General features: G+C 70.6%; 15 protein-coding genes. 1 reads left to right on the plus strand and 14 read right to left on the minus strand.

Annotation, left to right across the window (positions count from 1 at the left end; genetic code table 11):
• Positions 1-26 precede the first annotated feature (26 nt).
• From hpf to ASD30_RS10780, 11 genes are all read right to left on the minus strand, one after another.
• A complete protein-coding gene (gene hpf, locus ASD30_RS10735; protein WP_056681308.1) occupies positions 27-650 on the minus strand; it encodes a ribosome hibernation-promoting factor, HPF/YfiA family in 624 nt (207 codons plus the stop codon).
• Positions 651-1,074: 424 nt separating this feature from the next.
• Positions 1,075-1,788, minus strand: coding sequence for a ComF family protein (locus ASD30_RS10740; protein ID WP_082563760.1), 714 nt, complete (start codon positions 1,786-1,788; stop codon positions 1,075-1,077).
• Between the two features lie 79 nt (positions 1,789-1,867).
• Positions 1,868-3,607 carry an LpqB family beta-propeller domain-containing protein gene (locus ASD30_RS10745; protein WP_056681312.1) on the minus strand — a complete coding sequence of 580 codons (1,740 nt, stop codon included), beginning with the start codon at positions 3,605-3,607 and terminating at the stop codon, positions 1,868-1,870.
• Entirely contained in the window at positions 3,607-5,205 is a 1,599-nt protein-coding gene (gene mtrB, locus ASD30_RS10750; RefSeq protein ID WP_056681314.1) for an MtrAB system histidine kinase MtrB, read from the minus strand. The genes ASD30_RS10745 and mtrB overlap by 1 nt, the downstream gene beginning before the upstream one ends.
• A gap of 6 nt (positions 5,206-5,211) precedes the next feature.
• Positions 5,212-5,913, minus strand: a complete 702-nt coding sequence (gene mtrA / locus ASD30_RS10755; protein ID WP_056681316.1) for an MtrAB system response regulator MtrA — start codon at positions 5,911-5,913, stop codon at positions 5,212-5,214.
• A gap of 16 nt (positions 5,914-5,929) precedes the next feature.
• Entirely contained in the window at positions 5,930-7,369 is a 1,440-nt protein-coding gene (ahcY, locus tag ASD30_RS10760; RefSeq protein WP_056681318.1) for an adenosylhomocysteinase, read from the minus strand.
• Between the two features lie 142 nt (positions 7,370-7,511).
• Positions 7,512-8,462, minus strand: coding sequence for a DUF808 domain-containing protein (locus ASD30_RS10765; protein ID WP_056681320.1), 951 nt, complete (start codon positions 8,460-8,462; stop codon positions 7,512-7,514).
• A gap of 216 nt (positions 8,463-8,678) precedes the next feature.
• Positions 8,679-9,701: an SIS domain-containing protein gene (locus tag ASD30_RS10770; RefSeq protein ID WP_056681321.1), complete on the minus strand. Its 1,023-nt coding sequence runs from the start codon at positions 9,699-9,701 to the stop codon at positions 8,679-8,681.
• Between the two features lie 5 nt (positions 9,702-9,706).
• On the minus strand, positions 9,707-9,871 hold the full coding sequence (locus ASD30_RS26060) for a Trm112 family protein (RefSeq protein WP_082563761.1): 165 nt from the start codon (positions 9,869-9,871) through the stop codon (positions 9,707-9,709).
• Positions 9,868-11,253 (minus strand): phosphomannomutase/phosphoglucomutase, encoded by a 1,386-nt coding sequence (locus ASD30_RS10775; protein WP_056681323.1) that lies wholly within the window; start codon positions 11,251-11,253, stop codon positions 9,868-9,870. The genes ASD30_RS26060 and ASD30_RS10775 overlap by 4 nt, the downstream gene beginning before the upstream one ends.
• 27 nt (positions 11,254-11,280) lie before the next feature.
• Positions 11,281-11,646: a DUF3499 domain-containing protein gene (locus tag ASD30_RS10780; RefSeq protein WP_056681325.1), complete on the minus strand. Its 366-nt coding sequence runs from the start codon at positions 11,644-11,646 to the stop codon at positions 11,281-11,283.
• Positions 11,647-11,695: 49 nt separating this feature from the next.
• Here ASD30_RS10780 and ASD30_RS10785 point away from each other — a divergent pair, with 49 nt between their 5' ends.
• Positions 11,696-12,157, plus strand: coding sequence for a metallopeptidase family protein (locus tag ASD30_RS10785; RefSeq protein WP_056681327.1), 462 nt, complete (start codon positions 11,696-11,698; stop codon positions 12,155-12,157).
• 94 nt (positions 12,158-12,251) lie between these two features.
• Here ASD30_RS10785 and ASD30_RS10790 read toward each other — a convergent pair whose 3' ends face one another.
• From ASD30_RS10790 to sigE, 3 genes are read right to left on the minus strand one after another with little or no spacing between them, the layout of a single operon-like run.
• Entirely contained in the window at positions 12,252-13,772 is a 1,521-nt protein-coding gene (locus ASD30_RS10790; protein ID WP_056681329.1) for a trypsin-like peptidase domain-containing protein, read from the minus strand.
• A complete protein-coding gene (locus tag ASD30_RS10795) occupies positions 13,769-14,281 on the minus strand; it encodes a hypothetical protein (protein ID WP_056681331.1) in 513 nt (170 codons plus the stop codon). Before ASD30_RS10795 ends, ASD30_RS10790 begins: the two co-directional genes overlap by 4 nt.
• A complete protein-coding gene (gene sigE, locus ASD30_RS10800) occupies positions 14,278-14,859 on the minus strand; it encodes an RNA polymerase sigma factor SigE (RefSeq protein WP_056681333.1) in 582 nt (193 codons plus the stop codon). The genes ASD30_RS10795 and sigE overlap by 4 nt, the downstream gene beginning before the upstream one ends.
• Between the last annotated feature and the right edge of the window lie 137 nt (positions 14,860-14,996).

Genomic DNA, 14,996 nt, shown 5'->3' on the forward strand with positions numbered 1-14,996 from the left:
TGTCATGTGTCCATCACCCGAACGGGTCAGTTCCCGACCTCCAGGGAGATCACTCCGTAGTCGTACCCACGGCGGCGGTACACCACTGCGGGACGCTCGCTGTCCTTGTCGACGTACAGGTAGAAGTCGTGCCCGACGAGTTCCATCTCGTAGAGCGCTTGGTCGAGGGTCATCGGCTCGGCGGGGTGCGACTTCTCGCGGACCACCAGCGGACCGTCGCCGGTGACCGTGATCGGGCCGACCTGGCGTTCGGTGGTGACCACGCCGTCGTCGGCGGGCACGGTGGGCTGGCTCGGCTCCGCGGCGGCGAGTGCCTCGCCGACGGAGACGGGCGTGTGACGCCCACGGTGCACGCGACGGCGGTCGGCCGCGCGACGCATCTGGGCGGCCATCTTGTCGAGGGCGAGGTCGAGCGCTCCCATCTTGTCCTCGGCGGCCGCTTCTGCACGGATCACCGGACCCTTGGAGAGAGCGGTCAGCTCCACGCGCACGGCACGATCGTGTTGACGGGGGTTGCGCTCCTGTTCGACCTCGACGAGCACGCGCATGATGCGGTGGTCGTGCTTCTCGAGTCGGGCCAGTTTCTCCTCGACATGACTGCGGAACCGATCAGACACCTCACAGTGTCGAGCGTTCACCACAACATCCATGTAGACCTCCCGTGCATCAGTTGGTTACTTGAACATGCCGGAGCACCGCCCGACGGGCGGTCTCCGGACGCGAGGGGGTGGAGTCCGTTCGGCCGACCTGGTCTTCGACCCCACAATCGCCTGCTGCAGCTCTCGCGGCTTGATGCCACTACCCACCGTCTCCCGACGAATCGTCGTATCTGACGACGAGGCCGGGGCAGGACTTACTTCTAAGCCGCACCGTGATCGTCCGCCGACCGGGAGCGAGCTCCTGACCGTGGACTTACGTGGACCGTTTCGCCTGCGACTGGCTTCGGCTTGCCCACAGGGCTCGGTGAGCAACCTGTCGACGCAACCACGGACCCGAACGGACTCCATGCACAGACGCTAGTCGGTTCCCGCTGACAAGGCCAGCGATCCGCCTGAATGTTCGCTGTGCGCGCGCTCACCCCGACCGGCGCACCGCTGGGAGCCTCTTGCGGGTCGCCGCGACCGTGGCCACCCCCAGCACGCCGATCCCGCTGGCCTGCAGCGCTCGCTGTGCCTCACGGGCGGTGGCACCCGTGGTGAGCACGTCGTCGCAGACCACCGCCCAACCCTCGGACTGGCGCGATGCCAGGCGGCGCAGCGCCCGCGAGGGCACCGACATCGATCCGGCGAGGTTGGCCTGGCGGCCGGCGAAGTCGAGTCCGCCCTGGTCGAGCACCCGGCCGACCCGGAGCAGTCGCGCACACGTCACGCTGCCGCCTCGCCGCCGCAGCTCGACGGCGGCGGCCCGGGTGAGGAGGTACGTCGGGTCGTGGCCGCGCGAGCGCACCGACGCCGGCTGGGACGGCACCGGCACCAACAGCAGGGGCACGCCGTCCGCGGCACCCGCGGCCGCGACGAGGCGTTCGACGGCACCGGCGAGCAGGACGCCCAACGGTCGACGTAGCCCGAACTGGTGGTGCTCCTTGTGGCCCAGGAGCAGCGTGCGCAGCAGGCCGTCGTACTCCCCCGCCGCCCAGGGACGCAGCAGCCCCGGCGGGGGCGGGGTCGGCATCGCCGGTCGGGCGATCCCGTCGAGGCCGGCGAAGCACTCCCGGCACACGAGCTCGCCGGCCTGACCACATCCGGGACAGGCAGAGCCGGTGACCAGGTCGTTGAGAGTGGTGAGCACGCCACCATCCGAACGCGTCGACGGCAACGGGGCAAGGGCGGTACGCCGGCCTGTGGACCGACGCTGTGAAGAGTCCGGCTCAGCCGGCGTAGGTCAGCGAGACCAGGCCCTCGGCGGGGAACGTGCCGTCGAGCTCGGCATTGAGCTCGTGGACCTCGCCGGAGGCCGCGATCGCCCACGTCGGGGTCTCCGGGACCGGCGAGCTGACCAACGACACGATGTCGTCGCGGACCAGCTCGACGGGCACGTTGGCCGACGACACCGCGCGCGATCCGTCGACCGAGAAGGTGGTCACCTGGGACAGGTCGTCGGAGAGCGACCTGACCAGCACCACCTCGGTCGGGGAGTACCACCCGATGTCGTTGATCCGGGTGCGCTCCTCGGCGTCGCCGTGGATCACCCGGGCCCTGGTGCCGCGGGCACGGGAGCCGTCGACCGCCAGCCGGCTGAGCACCACCCGGTCCTGACGTGGCTCGCGCAGCACGGCGACCAGTCGGGTGCCGTCGCGGGAGACGATGGCGCGGGTGATGTTCTCGCCCGTCACGCCCGGGACCCGGACCGGGTGGCGACGCCCCCGGGTCACGTAGGAGACCTCGGCGTTGCCGGAGTTCCGGTCGACCACCCACAGCCGGCCCGACACGTCCCACGACGGCTTGAGCAGGTCGGTGCCGCCGCTGAACACGGTCGTGGCCCGCTCCCGCTCCCCCGAGACGGGGGCCAAGCGGATCGAACCGCCGTCGGAGGTGACGCCGGCGACCCGGGTGCCCGACAGGTCGACCGCGATCGCCTCCAACCCGGCGGCCTCGGTGCCGAAGGGCCCCGTCTGGTTGACCACTCCGCTGCCGGTCTGGGACACCAGACGTCCGTCGCGCAGGGCGAACAGGTCACGCCCGGCACCGGGACCGACCGGGTTGTACTGCTCCCCCATCGCCACGTCGAGGTCGGAGGACGTGCCGGAGACGCTGATCGGGGTGTCGTTGATGGTGAGCCGGACCCGGCGTACGGACGGGTCCTGGCGCAGGGTCCAGACCACCTGCACCGCCATCAGCTGAACGCTCTCAGGGTCGAGGGGTGCGGCGTCGCCGCGCAGGGACACCTCGGCCAGGCCGTTGGCGGAGACCGGTGCGGTGAGGTCAAGGGTGAGGTCATCGGGAATGTAGGAGCGGGTCACCCCGCGCAGGTCCGGACCCGGCCCACGGAGCAGGGCGCGCATCAGCACCGCGGAGAGCTGTCCGCCGGTGGGCACGAAGACCGGCTCCGGGACGACCACCTTCGCCGTCGGGTCGAGGAAGTAGAGGAACACCTGGCGGTAGCGGGCGTCGAAGAACGCGTCGGAGACCACCATCGCGTCCGGCGGGTCGTCGATGCGCCACTCGCCGTCCTCGATGGTCATCCCGAAGTCGAGGGTGCGCTGCCGCTCGGGCAGCTCGCCACGCCACACGCCACGGGCGTCGAGGTGGTGCGCGCCGAGAAGGGTCACCGACACCTCGTCGTTGCCGCTCGGGGTGAGGATGTCGTCGTAGGTGATCAGCTGACGGTCCGGGTGCCAGGAGTCGCGGGCACTCGAGGAGAGGAACTGCTTGGCCACCGCGGTGGTGGTCGGGTTGGCGAGCATCGCGTCGAGGAAGTGACCGACGATCTCGTCCGGCTCCTCGCCCTTCTGCGGCGGCCTCGGGTCATAGGGGAAGCCGGAGTCCTGGGCCGACGTCGGACGGTCGTCGCCGACCTGCACCTCGCCGCTGTCGGGGAGGCCGACACAGGCGGAGCAGAGCGAGACGAGCAGGGCGACTGCCACGAGGGCTCGGGCGTACGGCGTCATCAGGCCAGCTCCTCGGCGTCCTCGGGAACGAGCGGCAGCGGGCTGTGCCGCAGGATGCCCCCGGCCCGGCGGGGCAGGGTGAGCCGGAACTGCGAGCCCCTCCCGGGCTGGCCCCATGCCTGCAACCAGCCGCCGTGCAGGTGGGTGTCCTCCAGGGAGATGGCCAGGCCCAGGCCGGTGCCGCCACTGGTGCGGGCCCGGGCCGGATCTGCGCGCCAGAAGCGGTTGAAGACCAGGGCTGCCTCGCCCGCGGCCAGTCCGACACCGTGGTCGCGTACGGCGACCGCGGCCGCGTGGTCGTCACCGTTGACCAGGATCACGATGCCGCGGCTCTCCGCGTGGTCGATGGCGTTGCTGACCAGGTTGCGCAGGATGCGCTCGACCCGGCGGGTGTCGGCCTCGGCCAGCACCGGTTCGGAGAGCGCGCGCACGGTCACCGTGGTGTTGCGTTGCTCGGCCAGCGGACGGGTCATGTCGACGATCCGGTGCGCGATGTCGATCAGGTTGACGTCGTCGGCGTCGAGGGCAGCCGCACCGGCGTCGAACCTGCTGATCTCGAGCAGGTCGGTGAGCAGCCCCTCGAACCGGTCGAGCTCGGTCTGCAGCAGCTCGGCGGCACGCGCGGTCGCCGGGTCGAAGTCCTCACGCGCGTCGTGCAGCACGTCGCCGGCCATCCGCACCGTGGTGAGCGGCGTACGCAGCTCGTGCGAGACGTCGGAGGTGAAGCGACGCTGGACCCTGGAGAGCTCCTCGAGCTGCCGGATCTGCCGCTGCAGGCTGGAGGCCATCTGGTTGAACGACGTGGCCAGGCGGGCGATGTCGTCGTCCCCGCGCACCCGCATGCGGTCCTCGAGCTCCCCTGCGGCGAGTCGCTCGGCGACCCGGCGCGCCATCCGGATGGGGGTGACCACCTGACGGGTCACGAGCCAGGCCAGACCGGCGACCAGGACCAGCAGCAGGGCGCCCGCGGTGAGCAGGGCGCGGGTGACCAGCCCGAGCGTCTCGGCCTCCTGCTGCATCGGGTAGAGGTAGTAGATCGTGTAGAACTCGCCGTCGGCAGGCAGCTGGATGCGGGAGCCGACCACGATGCCGGGAGTGTCGGCGCGGCCGCTGTCGGGCAGGTAGCGGATCTTCGAGAAGACCCAGGCCATCGAGTCGCCGGTGTCCAGCTGCCTGACCAGGTCCTCCGGGACACTGCGCAGGTCGAGCCCCGCGGAGTAGCGGGGGCCGCTCCCGGCCAGGTCGGTCGGCGCCGAGCCGATCGGACCGTTGAGCACGACCGAGAAGCCGCGCGACTGTCCGCGCGTGATGATCGGGTCGACGAGCTGCTGCAGCTGGAGACTGGCCTCGTCGTCCGTGCCGGGGACCGTGGCCAGCCGGGCGCGGGCGTCGGCGGTCTCGTTGCGAGCCTCGGCGACCACGCGCTCCACCCGGGAGTCGACCAGCCCGTCACGGGTCTGCTGCAGCAGGAACCACCCCACCACGCTGACCACCAGCGCCGAGAGCAGCATCGTGCTGACCACGACGCGGGCCTGGATGGAGCGTCGCCAGAACGTCAGTCCCCGTCGGATCGCCTCGGGCAGGCTCCGGGAAGGCATCAGGCCCTACTGGGTTCCGGCCTTGTACCCCACGCCACGCACGGTGACGACGATCTCCGGGTTCTCCGGGTCGTGCTCGACCTTCGACCGGAGCCGCTGGACGTGCACGTTGACCAGGCGCGTGTCCGCCGCGTGGCGGTAGCCCCAGACCTGCTCGAGCAGGACCTCGCGGGTGAAGACCTGCCAGGGCTTGCGGGCCAGGCACACCAGCAGGTCGAACTCGAGGGGCGTGAGGTTGATCGGCGTACCGCCGCGGGTGACCGAGTGGCCAGCCACGTCGATGGAGAGGTCACCGATGGTGAGGTTCTCCTGGGCGGGGTTCTCGGTACGCCGGACGCGGGCCCGGATGCGGGCCACGAGCTCCTTCGGCTTGAACGGCTTGACGACGTAGTCGTCGGCCCCGGACTCGAGGCCGACGACCACGTCGACGGTGTCGCCCTTTGCGGTCAGCATGACGATCGGTACGCCGGACTCGGCGCGGATCTCCTTGCAGACGTCGATGCCGTCCTTGCCGGGCAGCATCAGGTCGAGCAGCAGCACATCGGGGCGGTAGTCGCGGAACGCGGCCAGTGCCAGGTCGCCCCGGGGACAGACCTGGGCGTCGAACCCCTCCTGCCGGAGCACGATGGAGAGCATCTCGGCGAGGGACGCGTCGTCGTCGACGACGAGGACTCGCCCCTTGGTGCCGTACTCGCTTGCTGCGCTCATGGGTGTCAGTGCCCGCTCAGTAGCGGTACTGCTCCGACTTGTAGGGGCCCTCGACGGGAACGCCGAGGTAGTCGGCCTGCGCCTGCGTGAGCTCGGTGAGCTCGACACCGAGGGCGTCGAGGTGCAGTCGGGCGACCTCCTCGTCGAGGTGCTTGGGCAGCACGTAGACGCCGACCGGGTAGTCCTCGACCTTGGTGAAGAGCTCGATCTGGGCCAGCACCTGGTTGGTGAAGGAGTTGGACATCACGAACGACGGGTGACCGGTCGCGTTGCCGAGGTTGAGCAGGCGGCCCTCGGAGAGCACGATGATCTTCTTGCCGTCGGGGAAGATCCACTGGTGGACCTGGGGCTTGATCTCGTCCTTGACGATGCCCTCGATCTTGGCCAGGCCGGCCATGTTGATCTCGTTGTCGAAGTGGCCGATGTTGCCGACGATCGCCTGGTGCTTCATCTTCTCGAAGTGCTCGACCCGGATGATGTCGAAGTTCCCGGTCGTGGTGATGAAGATGTCCGCGGTCTCGACGACCGACTCGAGGCGCTTGACCTCGTAGCCGTCCATCGCCGCCTGCAGCGCGCAGATCGGGTCGATCTCGGTGATGATGACGCGCGCGCCCTGGCCGCGGAGGGACTCCGCCGAGCCCTTGCCGACGTCGCCGTACCCGCAGACGACCGCGACCTTGCCGCCGATCATGACGTCGGTACCGCGGTTGATGCCGTCGATCAGGGAGTGGCGGCAGCCGTACTTGTTGTCGAACTTCGACTTGGTGACCGAGTCGTTGACGTTGATCGCAGGGAAGAGGAGCGAGCCCTCCTTGAAGCGGTCGTAGAGGCGCAGCACGCCGGTGGTGGTCTCCTCGGAGACGCCCTGGATGCCGTTGGCGATGGTGGTCCAGCGGTCCGAGCTGTTCTCGAGCGAACGGGCCAGGACACGCAGCACCTCCTTGAACTCCTCGTTGTCGGTGGAGTCCTGGCCGGGCACCTTGCCGGCCTTCTCGAACTCGACGCCGAGGTGGACGAGCATGGTGATGTCGCCGCCGTCGTCGAGGAGCATGTTCGGGCCGATCGTGTTGCCGGCCTCGTCCTTGAAGTCGAAGACCTTCTCGGCCTCGTCCCAGTACTCGGCCAGCGACTCGCCCTTCCAGGCGAAGACCGGAGTGCCCTGCGGGTCCTCGACGGTCCCCTTGCCGACGACCACCGCGGCAGCGGCGTGGTCCTGGGTGGAGAAGATGTTGCAGGTGGCCCAGCGCACGTCGGCGCCGAGCGCGACCAGGGTCTCGATGAGCACACCGGTCTGGATGGTCATGTGGAGCGAGCCGGCGATCCGGGCACCCTTGAGCGGCTGTGCGTCGCCGTACGTCGTGCGCAGCGACACGAGACCGGGCATCTCGTGCTCGGCGAGAGTGAGCTCCTTGCGGCCGAACTCGGCCAGGCTCAGGTCAGCAACCTTGTAGTCCATCGAATAGTCCTCAACGTGTTCGACTGGGTTCCGCGGTGCATCTGCATCTATTCGGGATCTCCCGCGCGGACCCGTCCAGCCTACAAGCGTGTGCCGCCGCCCACTGAATTGTCGCCGGGCGTGCGCGTCGGGGCGTCCGGGATCAGTGGGACTTCTCGGAGCCGTGGCCGAACGGCAGGAAGTGCATGATCACGACCACCACTGCGCCCACGAGCAGGCCCATGATCGCGGAGGCGATCGTGTTGACCACCCAGCCGAGAGCGGCACCGATGCCGGCGACCGCGTGGTGCACCTCTTCCTCGAGGTGGTGGACGAACTCGTACGGCGGGTGCCAGCCGAGGTCGTCGAGTCCGACGAGGAGGATGTGGCCGCCGACCCAGAGCATGGCTGCGGTGCCGACCACGGAGATGACGCCCAGCAGGGCGGGCATGCCCTTGACCATGGCGTGGCCGACCTTCTGCGAGAGGCCGGAGCGGAACCTCGTCATCGCCACACCGATGTCGTCCATCTTCACGATGATCGCGACCACGCCGTACACCAGGGCGGTGATGCCGAGCGCGACCACGACCAGGATCGCGGCCCGGGCCAGGAACGGCTGGTCGGCGACCTCGTTGAGCGAGATGACCATGATCTCGGCGGAGAGGATGAGGTCGGTGCGGATCGCGCCGGCGATCATCGTCTTCTCCTGCTCGGGACTGATCTCGGCGGTGACCTCCTCCTCGGCGTGGGCGTCGTGGCCGCTGAGCTTCTCCCAGATCTTCTCGGCGCCCTCGTAGCAGAGGAACGTGCCGCCGAGCATCAGGATCGGGGTGAGCAGCCATGGCAGGAACTGGCTGAGGATCAGGGCCGCCGGCAGGATGATCAGCAGCTTGTTGCGCACCGACCCGACGGCGATCTTCTTGATGATCGGGAGCTCGCGCTTGGCGGCCACTCCCGAGACGTACTGCGGGGTGACCGCGGTGTCGTCGACGACCACGCCGGCCGCCTTCGCGCTGGCCCGGCCGGCGGCCGCACCGACGTCGTCGATCGACGCGGCGGCGACCTTGGCCAGGGCCGCGACGTCGTCGAGGAGGGCGAACAGACCGGCGCTCATCGGGCGTTCACCACTGCGTGGTCGGCTACGTCATCGGCACACACGTGTGTCATCACGCCGGCAAGTCTAGGGGGCCGCCCCCGCTCACCCACTCTTCGATACTCCCTGACGTTCCGGCCCTCACCCAGGGATACTCCCTGACGTTTCGGCCCTTCAGGGGGCCGAAACGTCAGGGAGTATCCCCACGGAGGGACCGAAACGTCAGGGAGTATCGCGTCAGTCGGGGACGAGGCCGAGCTGGAGGTAGGCGGCGGCATAGCGCCCGGAGAGGATCAGGGAGGCGTAGCGGGCCACCTCGCTGCCGGTCTCGGTGGTGACGGTCTCGACGCGGATGCCGCGGCTGTCGGCAGCCGCCCTGAGCCGGCCCAGCTGCTCGTTGCCGACCGGGTCCTCGGCGCCGTCGTCGAGGACCAGCAGCACGGTGCGCAGGTCACCGCCGTCGTCGGCGAAGGGGTCGTCGAACACGTCGCGGGCGCGGGTCGCCTCCAGCACCGGGAGCAGGTGCTCGGCGTCACCGGCCAGGGCGCTGCGACCGGAGGCACGCCGGATCGACTCGGCGACGCGTCGCGCGGCACGTGCGGCCAGCACCGAACCGCCCCACACGAGCGGGTTGGCGTCGGCCAGGGCGATCGCCAGCACCTTGGCGGGGTTGACCGCCAGGTCGCGGTGCGGGGAGTCCGCGATGGCCACGGCGTCGAGGGCGGCAGCCACCTCGTCGGCGTCGGAGGCCGGGCCCAGCCCGATGCGGTGGAGGTAGTCGAGCATCACGACTGCGGTGGCGAGCTGGTCGCCCGACTGGATCGGCAGCACCGTGGCCCACCGGCCGGCGGCGTGCTCGGCCACCATCGAGTCGGCCTGGCAGGCGACGACCACCTGGCAGCCACGGCGCACGGCCTCTGCGATCGCCGACGCCGCGGCCGGGTCGGAGCGCTCGGGGGCCAGGATCACCACGAGGTCGAGGCTGCCGGCCCACCCGGGGAGGGCGGCACCGGGCCACGCCACGAACGGCACCGGGCACCACGGCTCGAGCACCGCACGCAGCAGCCGTGAGTCGGGACCCGCGGCGATCACCGCCCGCGGACGCGAGTCCTGGCTGGCCTGGACCGCCTCGACGATCGCGTCGGCAGCGTCGCTCGCGGCCCGTCGGACCCGCGATCCGGACTCGGCCAGGGAGCGCAGCAGGAGGTCCACCCCGGCCAGGGCGGCTTCGTCATCCAGGCGAGACTCGTCGAACCACATGGGCGTCAGGCCGTCGTACGGGCCTCGTCGACCAACAGCACCGGGATGTCGTCCCGGACCGGGTAGGCCAGCCCGCACCCGGAGCAGACCAGCTCCTCGGCGACGGGTGCCAACGTGCCGTGGCAGTCGGGGCACACGATGATCTCGAGCAGGGCGGGGTCGATGTTCATTGGTCTCTCCTGATCACACTGAGTACGGCGTCACGCATGGTCACCATCGTCGCTTCGTCCTTGCCCTCGGCGTTGAGCCGCAGCAGGGGTTCGGTGTTGGAGGCCCGCACATTGAACCACCAGTCGTCGTGGGCCACCGTGAGCCCGTCGAGGTGGTCCAGCGCCACTCCCGGGGTCCCTGCGTACGACGCCTCGAGCTCATGCAGGATCGCGGCCTGGTCGGCGACGGTCGAGTTGATCTCGCCCGACGCGACGAACCGGACGTACTCCCCCAGCAGTTGCGACAGGGGCTGCTCGGTCTCCGCCAGGGCGGCCAGCGCGTGCAGCGCGGCGAGCATGCCGGAGTCGGCCCGCCAGAAGTCGCGGAAGTAGAAGTGGCCGCTGTGCTCGCCACCGAAGATGGCGTCGGTCTCGGCCATCGTGGCCTTGATGAAGGAGTGGCCGACGCGGGTGCGCACCGGGGTGCCGCCCAGCTCGGCGACGATCTCGGGCACCGAGCGCGACGTGATCAGGTTGTGGATGATCGTGGCGCCGGGCTCGCGGGCCAGCTCGCGGGCCGCGATCAGCCCGGTCAGCGTCGAGGGCGAGACCAGCTCGCCGCGCTCGTCGACGAGGAAGCACCGGTCGGCGTCGCCGTCGAAGGCCAGCCCGATGTCGGCGTTCTCGGCCCGCACCCGCTTCTGCAGGTCGACCAGGTTGGCCGGTTCGATGGGGTTGGCCTCGTGGTTGGGGAAGGTGCCGTCGAGCTCGAAGTACATCGGCACGACCTCGACCTGGTCGGCCAGCCGGTCGAAGACGGCCGGCGCCGTGTGGCCGGCCATGCCGTTGCCTGCGTCGACGACGACCTTGAGCCGACGCCCGGTCACCGGCGCCAGCGACAGCAGGTGGTGGGCGTACTCGGCGAGCACGTCGCGGTTGGTGATCGAGCCGACCCGGCCGCCGGTGACCTCGGTCGCGACCGCGTCGCGGATGTCGAGCAGTCCGGTCTCCGCGCCGATCGGCCGGGCACCCGGCAGGCACATCTTGATGCCGTTGTACGCCGCGGGGTTGTGGCTGGCGGTGAACATGACGCCGGCCAGGTCGAGGTGGCCGGAGGCGAAGTAGAGCTGGTCGGTCGAGGCCAGGCCGATCACCACGACGTCGGCGCCCGCAGCGGATGCGCCGTCGGCGAACGCCCCGGCCAGGCCGGGCGACGAGGGCCGCATGTCGTAGCCGACGACGACGGTGGACACCCCGGTGACGGCCACGAAGGCCCCGCCGATGCGTCGTGCGAGAACTTCGTCGATCTGGTCACCGACCGTGCCGCGTACGTCGTACGCCTTGAAGATCGCGTGCAGGTTCTCGGTGGCCAGTGTGGATTCTGGCGCGGAGGCTGGAGGCATGGCGCGAGCCTATCGCCCGTCGCAGGGTCAGTCGTTGGAGAGGACCCGCAGGTGGCCGCGACGCGTGGTCTCACGACCGGTCTCGGCCTCGAGCCCTGCGGGTGCGGGGATGCGGGGCGCCGGTCGCGCGGCCTCGCGGACCGCGTCGGCCAGGGCCAGCAGGTCGTCGCCACTGGGCTCGAGCGTGGCCGGGTCCGGGGCCAGCCGGAGCACCTCCCAGCCGCGCGGCGCACTCAGTCGCTCGCTGTGCGCCTCGCACAGGTCGTAGGCGTGCGGTTCGGCGTACGTCGCCAGCGGTCCCAGCACCGCGGTCGAGTCTGCGTAGACGTAGGTCAGCGTGTTGACCGCGGGACGGCCACACGCGGTACGCGAACAACGACGGGCTGGCTTCACGGAGCAGACGCTACCCCGCGGGTGCCCGGGTCCCGATTAGGCTCGCGGCGTGACTGAGCATGGACTGACCGGGCGACCGGCTGGGCGACGAAGGGACCGGCGTGACCGAGGCATGCGTGGACCGGAGGTCCTGCCGCCGTCGGCCCCCGGTGGCCTGCGAGCGCCTGACCGACCCACGCGTCGCGAGCGGTTCGACTCCCTCGTGCTCGGCGTGGTCTCGGCGATCGAGGAGCGCTGGCACGACCGCCTCGGCCTGGTCGAGTTCGCGGTCGAGGACACTCCGTTGGTCCCCGACGACTGGGAGCAGACCGGGGTGCCGCTGTCGTCGTTGATCCGCGGCAGCGGGAGTACGCCGACCAGGCTGGTGCTGTTCCGCCGGCCGATCGAGCATCGATGTGACAGCCGCGAGGAGCTCGACGCCATGGTGCTGACCGTGGTGGTCGAACAGGTCGCCGAACTGCTCGGCATGGACGCCACCGACGTGGACCCGCGCTACCGCGCCGACGACTGAGCCGGTCAGGGAAGACCGGTCACGCCGGTTGGTCGCGGACGGCCGGCTCGGGCCTGGGCCCGGGCACGGCCGCCCGCGCGTCTCGGCCTCGAGCTCAGCCGACCTTGGAGTCGAGCTTGATCTTGAGGGTCTTCTCGTCGCCGTTGCGCTTGACGGTCAGCTCGACCGTGTCGCCCGGCAGGTGGGAGCGGATGGCCACGATCAGGGTCGGGCTGTCGGTGATCATCCGGTCGTCGAGGGCACTGACGACGTCGCCCTCCTTGAGGCCGGCGTCCTCGGCCGGGCTGCCCTTCACGATTTCCTGGATGTGTGCACCGTCGCCGGAGCCGTCGCTGTTCACGGTCGCCCCGATCACCGGGTAGCGCGCCTCGCCGTCCTTGAGGATCTGGTCTGCGGTGACCTTCACCTGCTCGATCGGGATCGCGAAGCCGACGCCGATGTTGCCGGACTCCTGGCCCACGCTGGAGCCGCCGGTCGTGGCGATCGCCGAGTTCACGCCGACGACCTGCCCGGCCAGGTTGACCAGCGGGCCGCCCGAGTTGCCGGGGTTGATCGCCGCGTCGGTCTGGACGGCGTTGATGTAGGACTGTGAGTCCTCCTCGCCGCCGGTGGTGACCGGCCGGTCGAGGGCGCTGACGATTCCGGCGGTCACGGTGCTGCTCAGGCCGAGCGGGGAGCCGATGGCCACGACGTTCTCGCCGACACGCAGGGCCTTCGAGGTGCCGAGTGCGGCGGGCTTCACGTTCTTGAGGCCCTTCACGTAGAGCACGGCGAGGTCGTAGACGGGGCTGCGGCCGACGACCGTGGCCTCGTGCTGGACGCCCTCGTGGTCGACGATCTTGATCTCGCCACCGTCGGCGGCATCCGCGACGACGTGGTTGTTGGTGACGACGTGCCCCTGCTTGTCGAGGAAGAAGCCGGAACCGGTGGCGCCGCCCTCCTCACCCTTGAAGTCGGCGATGATCTGCACGGTGCTGGGCAGCAGCTGTTCGGCGACGGCGGCGATGCTGCCGTTGTCGGCAGGGAGCGGCGCGGTGTTGACCGTGTCGACGTCGGCCAGGCCGTTGTCGGTGCGCCCGGGTTCGTCGGAGCTGTCCTGCCACTTGGTCACCACGGCCCCGCCGACGGCACCGCCGACCAGGCCGAGGAGCAGCGAGAGGACGGCCACGGCCGGCCAGATGCCACGTGGCGACCTGGCCCGACGCTCCGGGGCCGCGCCCACGGCCTGCGCCTGCGGGTAGGCGGCGTACGGCTGCTGCGGGGCACCGTAGGGAGCGCCCCGGTAGGGGCCGGGTCCGCCGGTCGGGGGCGCGTACGACGGGGGCCCCGAGGGCGGCGCATAGGAGCCGGGCCCCTGCTGGCCGTGCTGCGGCGCCTGGTGACCGCTGGCTGCGTGAGAGCCGGCAGCCGGGGCCTGCGTGCGCTCGTCGGGCGGCGCGAACTGCGAGGTCTCGGCATCGGGGGCCGCGGACTCCGCCGGCAGCCTCAGGGTGTGCTCCACGTCGTCGGCGTCGGAGGTCGCGGCAACGGGCTGCTCGGGGTCCGACCGCTCGAGGTCGGCGCGGCCGGCGTCGGGCTGCTCGCCGTCGGGTGTGGGGGTCTGCTGATCGTTCACTGGGAGATTGTCACCCATCTTGGGAGGGAAGCGTCAGGCGCAGAGCCGCGCGTGGACGTCGACGACACGGTCGTTCCGACCGGCGTGGCCGATCGGGAGGGGCCCGAGACACCGCCGGTCAGGGAGGTGACCGGACCGCGGCGGTCGACCGCCGGGGCCTGGGCCGGCACGGCCAGGGCGAACACGCCGACCATGGCCGCGCCCACCGAACCGGCGCCGACCACTGCGACGGCCATCGTGCGACGACGACTTCCCAGCGGGGAGAGAGCCGGCGCCGGCTCCTCGGGGAGATGGGTGGCCCGGCACAGCACGCTGGCCAGGTAGTTGGGGGCGGCCGGCTGGCTGGTCGCGTTGAGTCCGGCGAGGCGGGTCTTCACCCAGCCCTCGCGCTCGACGTGGCTGCGGCACATCGCGCAACCGTGCACGTGCACCCAGAGACGGTCGCTCTCGGCCTGCGGCAGCTGCCCGTCGATCAGTGCGCTGACCTTGGTGCCGACGTGGCCGATCACCGGACGACGCCCTGTTGGACCTGGCGCGGCACGGGCCCGGAGTAGCGCTCGCGGCCGGCGGTGGGGGCGCGGTGTGCCAGCGCCTCGCGGAGCATGGCCCGGCCGCGGTGGATGCGGGAGCGGACGGTGCCGAGCTTGGCGTCGAGGATCTCGGCGATCTCCTCGTAGGAGAGCCCCTCGATGTCGCAGAGCACGACGGCGGCACGGAAGTCCGGCGGAAGCTGGGCCAGCGCCTGCTCGACGTCGTCCTCGAACCGCTGGTCGGCGTACTCGTCGTGCGGGATGCCGCCGTCGCTGCGCAACCGCGCGGCGCGCTCGTCGGACAGCGCGTCGAAGCGGATCCGCTGCTTGCGGCGGGCGCCGTCGAGGAAGAGGTTGGTGGTGATGCGGTGCAGCCAGCCCTCAAAGGTGCCGGGGCTGTACGTCGACAGCGACCGGAAGACGCGGACGAAGACGTCCTGGGTGAGGTCTTCCGCGTCGGCCTGGTTGCCGGTGAGGCGGTAGGCCAGCCGGTAGACGCGCTCGGAGTGCTGGGCGACGATCTCGTCCCAGCTGGGGACCACCTGACTGTCCTGCATGGTGCTCTCCTGCCCTCGTCTGCGCAACAACCTGACCTCACCAACGCTAGGGAACCCGACTGAGAGGAACCTGAGCAGCAGCAAGGGAGTTGCTGGGAGGTTCCTCAGTGCTTCAACGATCCCGGACCCCGCCGTGT

The organism is Nocardioides sp. Root140, assembly GCF_001426745.1.
Taxonomy (GTDB): Bacteria; Actinomycetota; Actinomycetes; order Propionibacteriales; family Nocardioidaceae; genus Nocardioides.

Coding starts and splice junctions, on each gene's coding strand:
- ASD30_RS10745 (WP_056681312.1), bottom strand. CDS start 3,607: ATGACGCCGTACGCCCGAGCCCTCGTGGCAGTCGCCCTGCTCGTCTCG.
- ASD30_RS10770 (WP_056681321.1), bottom strand. CDS start 9,701: ATGTGGTTCGACGAGTCTCGCCTGGATGACGAAGCCGCCCTGGCCGGG.
- hpf (WP_056681308.1), bottom strand. CDS start 650: ATGGATGTTGTGGTGAACGCTCGACACTGTGAGGTGTCTGATCGGTTC.
- sigE (WP_056681333.1), bottom strand. CDS start 14,859: ATGCAGGACAGTCAGGTGGTCCCCAGCTGGGACGAGATCGTCGCCCAG.
- mtrA (WP_056681316.1), bottom strand. CDS start 5,913: ATGAGCGCAGCAAGCGAGTACGGCACCAAGGGGCGAGTCCTCGTCGTC.
- ASD30_RS10765 (WP_056681320.1), bottom strand. CDS start 8,462: ATGAGCGCCGGTCTGTTCGCCCTCCTCGACGACGTCGCGGCCCTGGCC.
- ASD30_RS10775 (WP_056681323.1), bottom strand. CDS start 11,253: ATGCCTCCAGCCTCCGCGCCAGAATCCACACTGGCCACCGAGAACCTG.
- ASD30_RS26060 (WP_082563761.1), bottom strand. CDS start 9,871: ATGAACATCGACCCCGCCCTGCTCGAGATCATCGTGTGCCCCGACTGC.
- ahcY (WP_056681318.1), bottom strand. CDS start 7,369: ATGGACTACAAGGTTGCTGACCTGAGCCTGGCCGAGTTCGGCCGCAAG.
- mtrB (WP_056681314.1), bottom strand. CDS start 5,205: ATGCCTTCCCGGAGCCTGCCCGAGGCGATCCGACGGGGACTGACGTTC.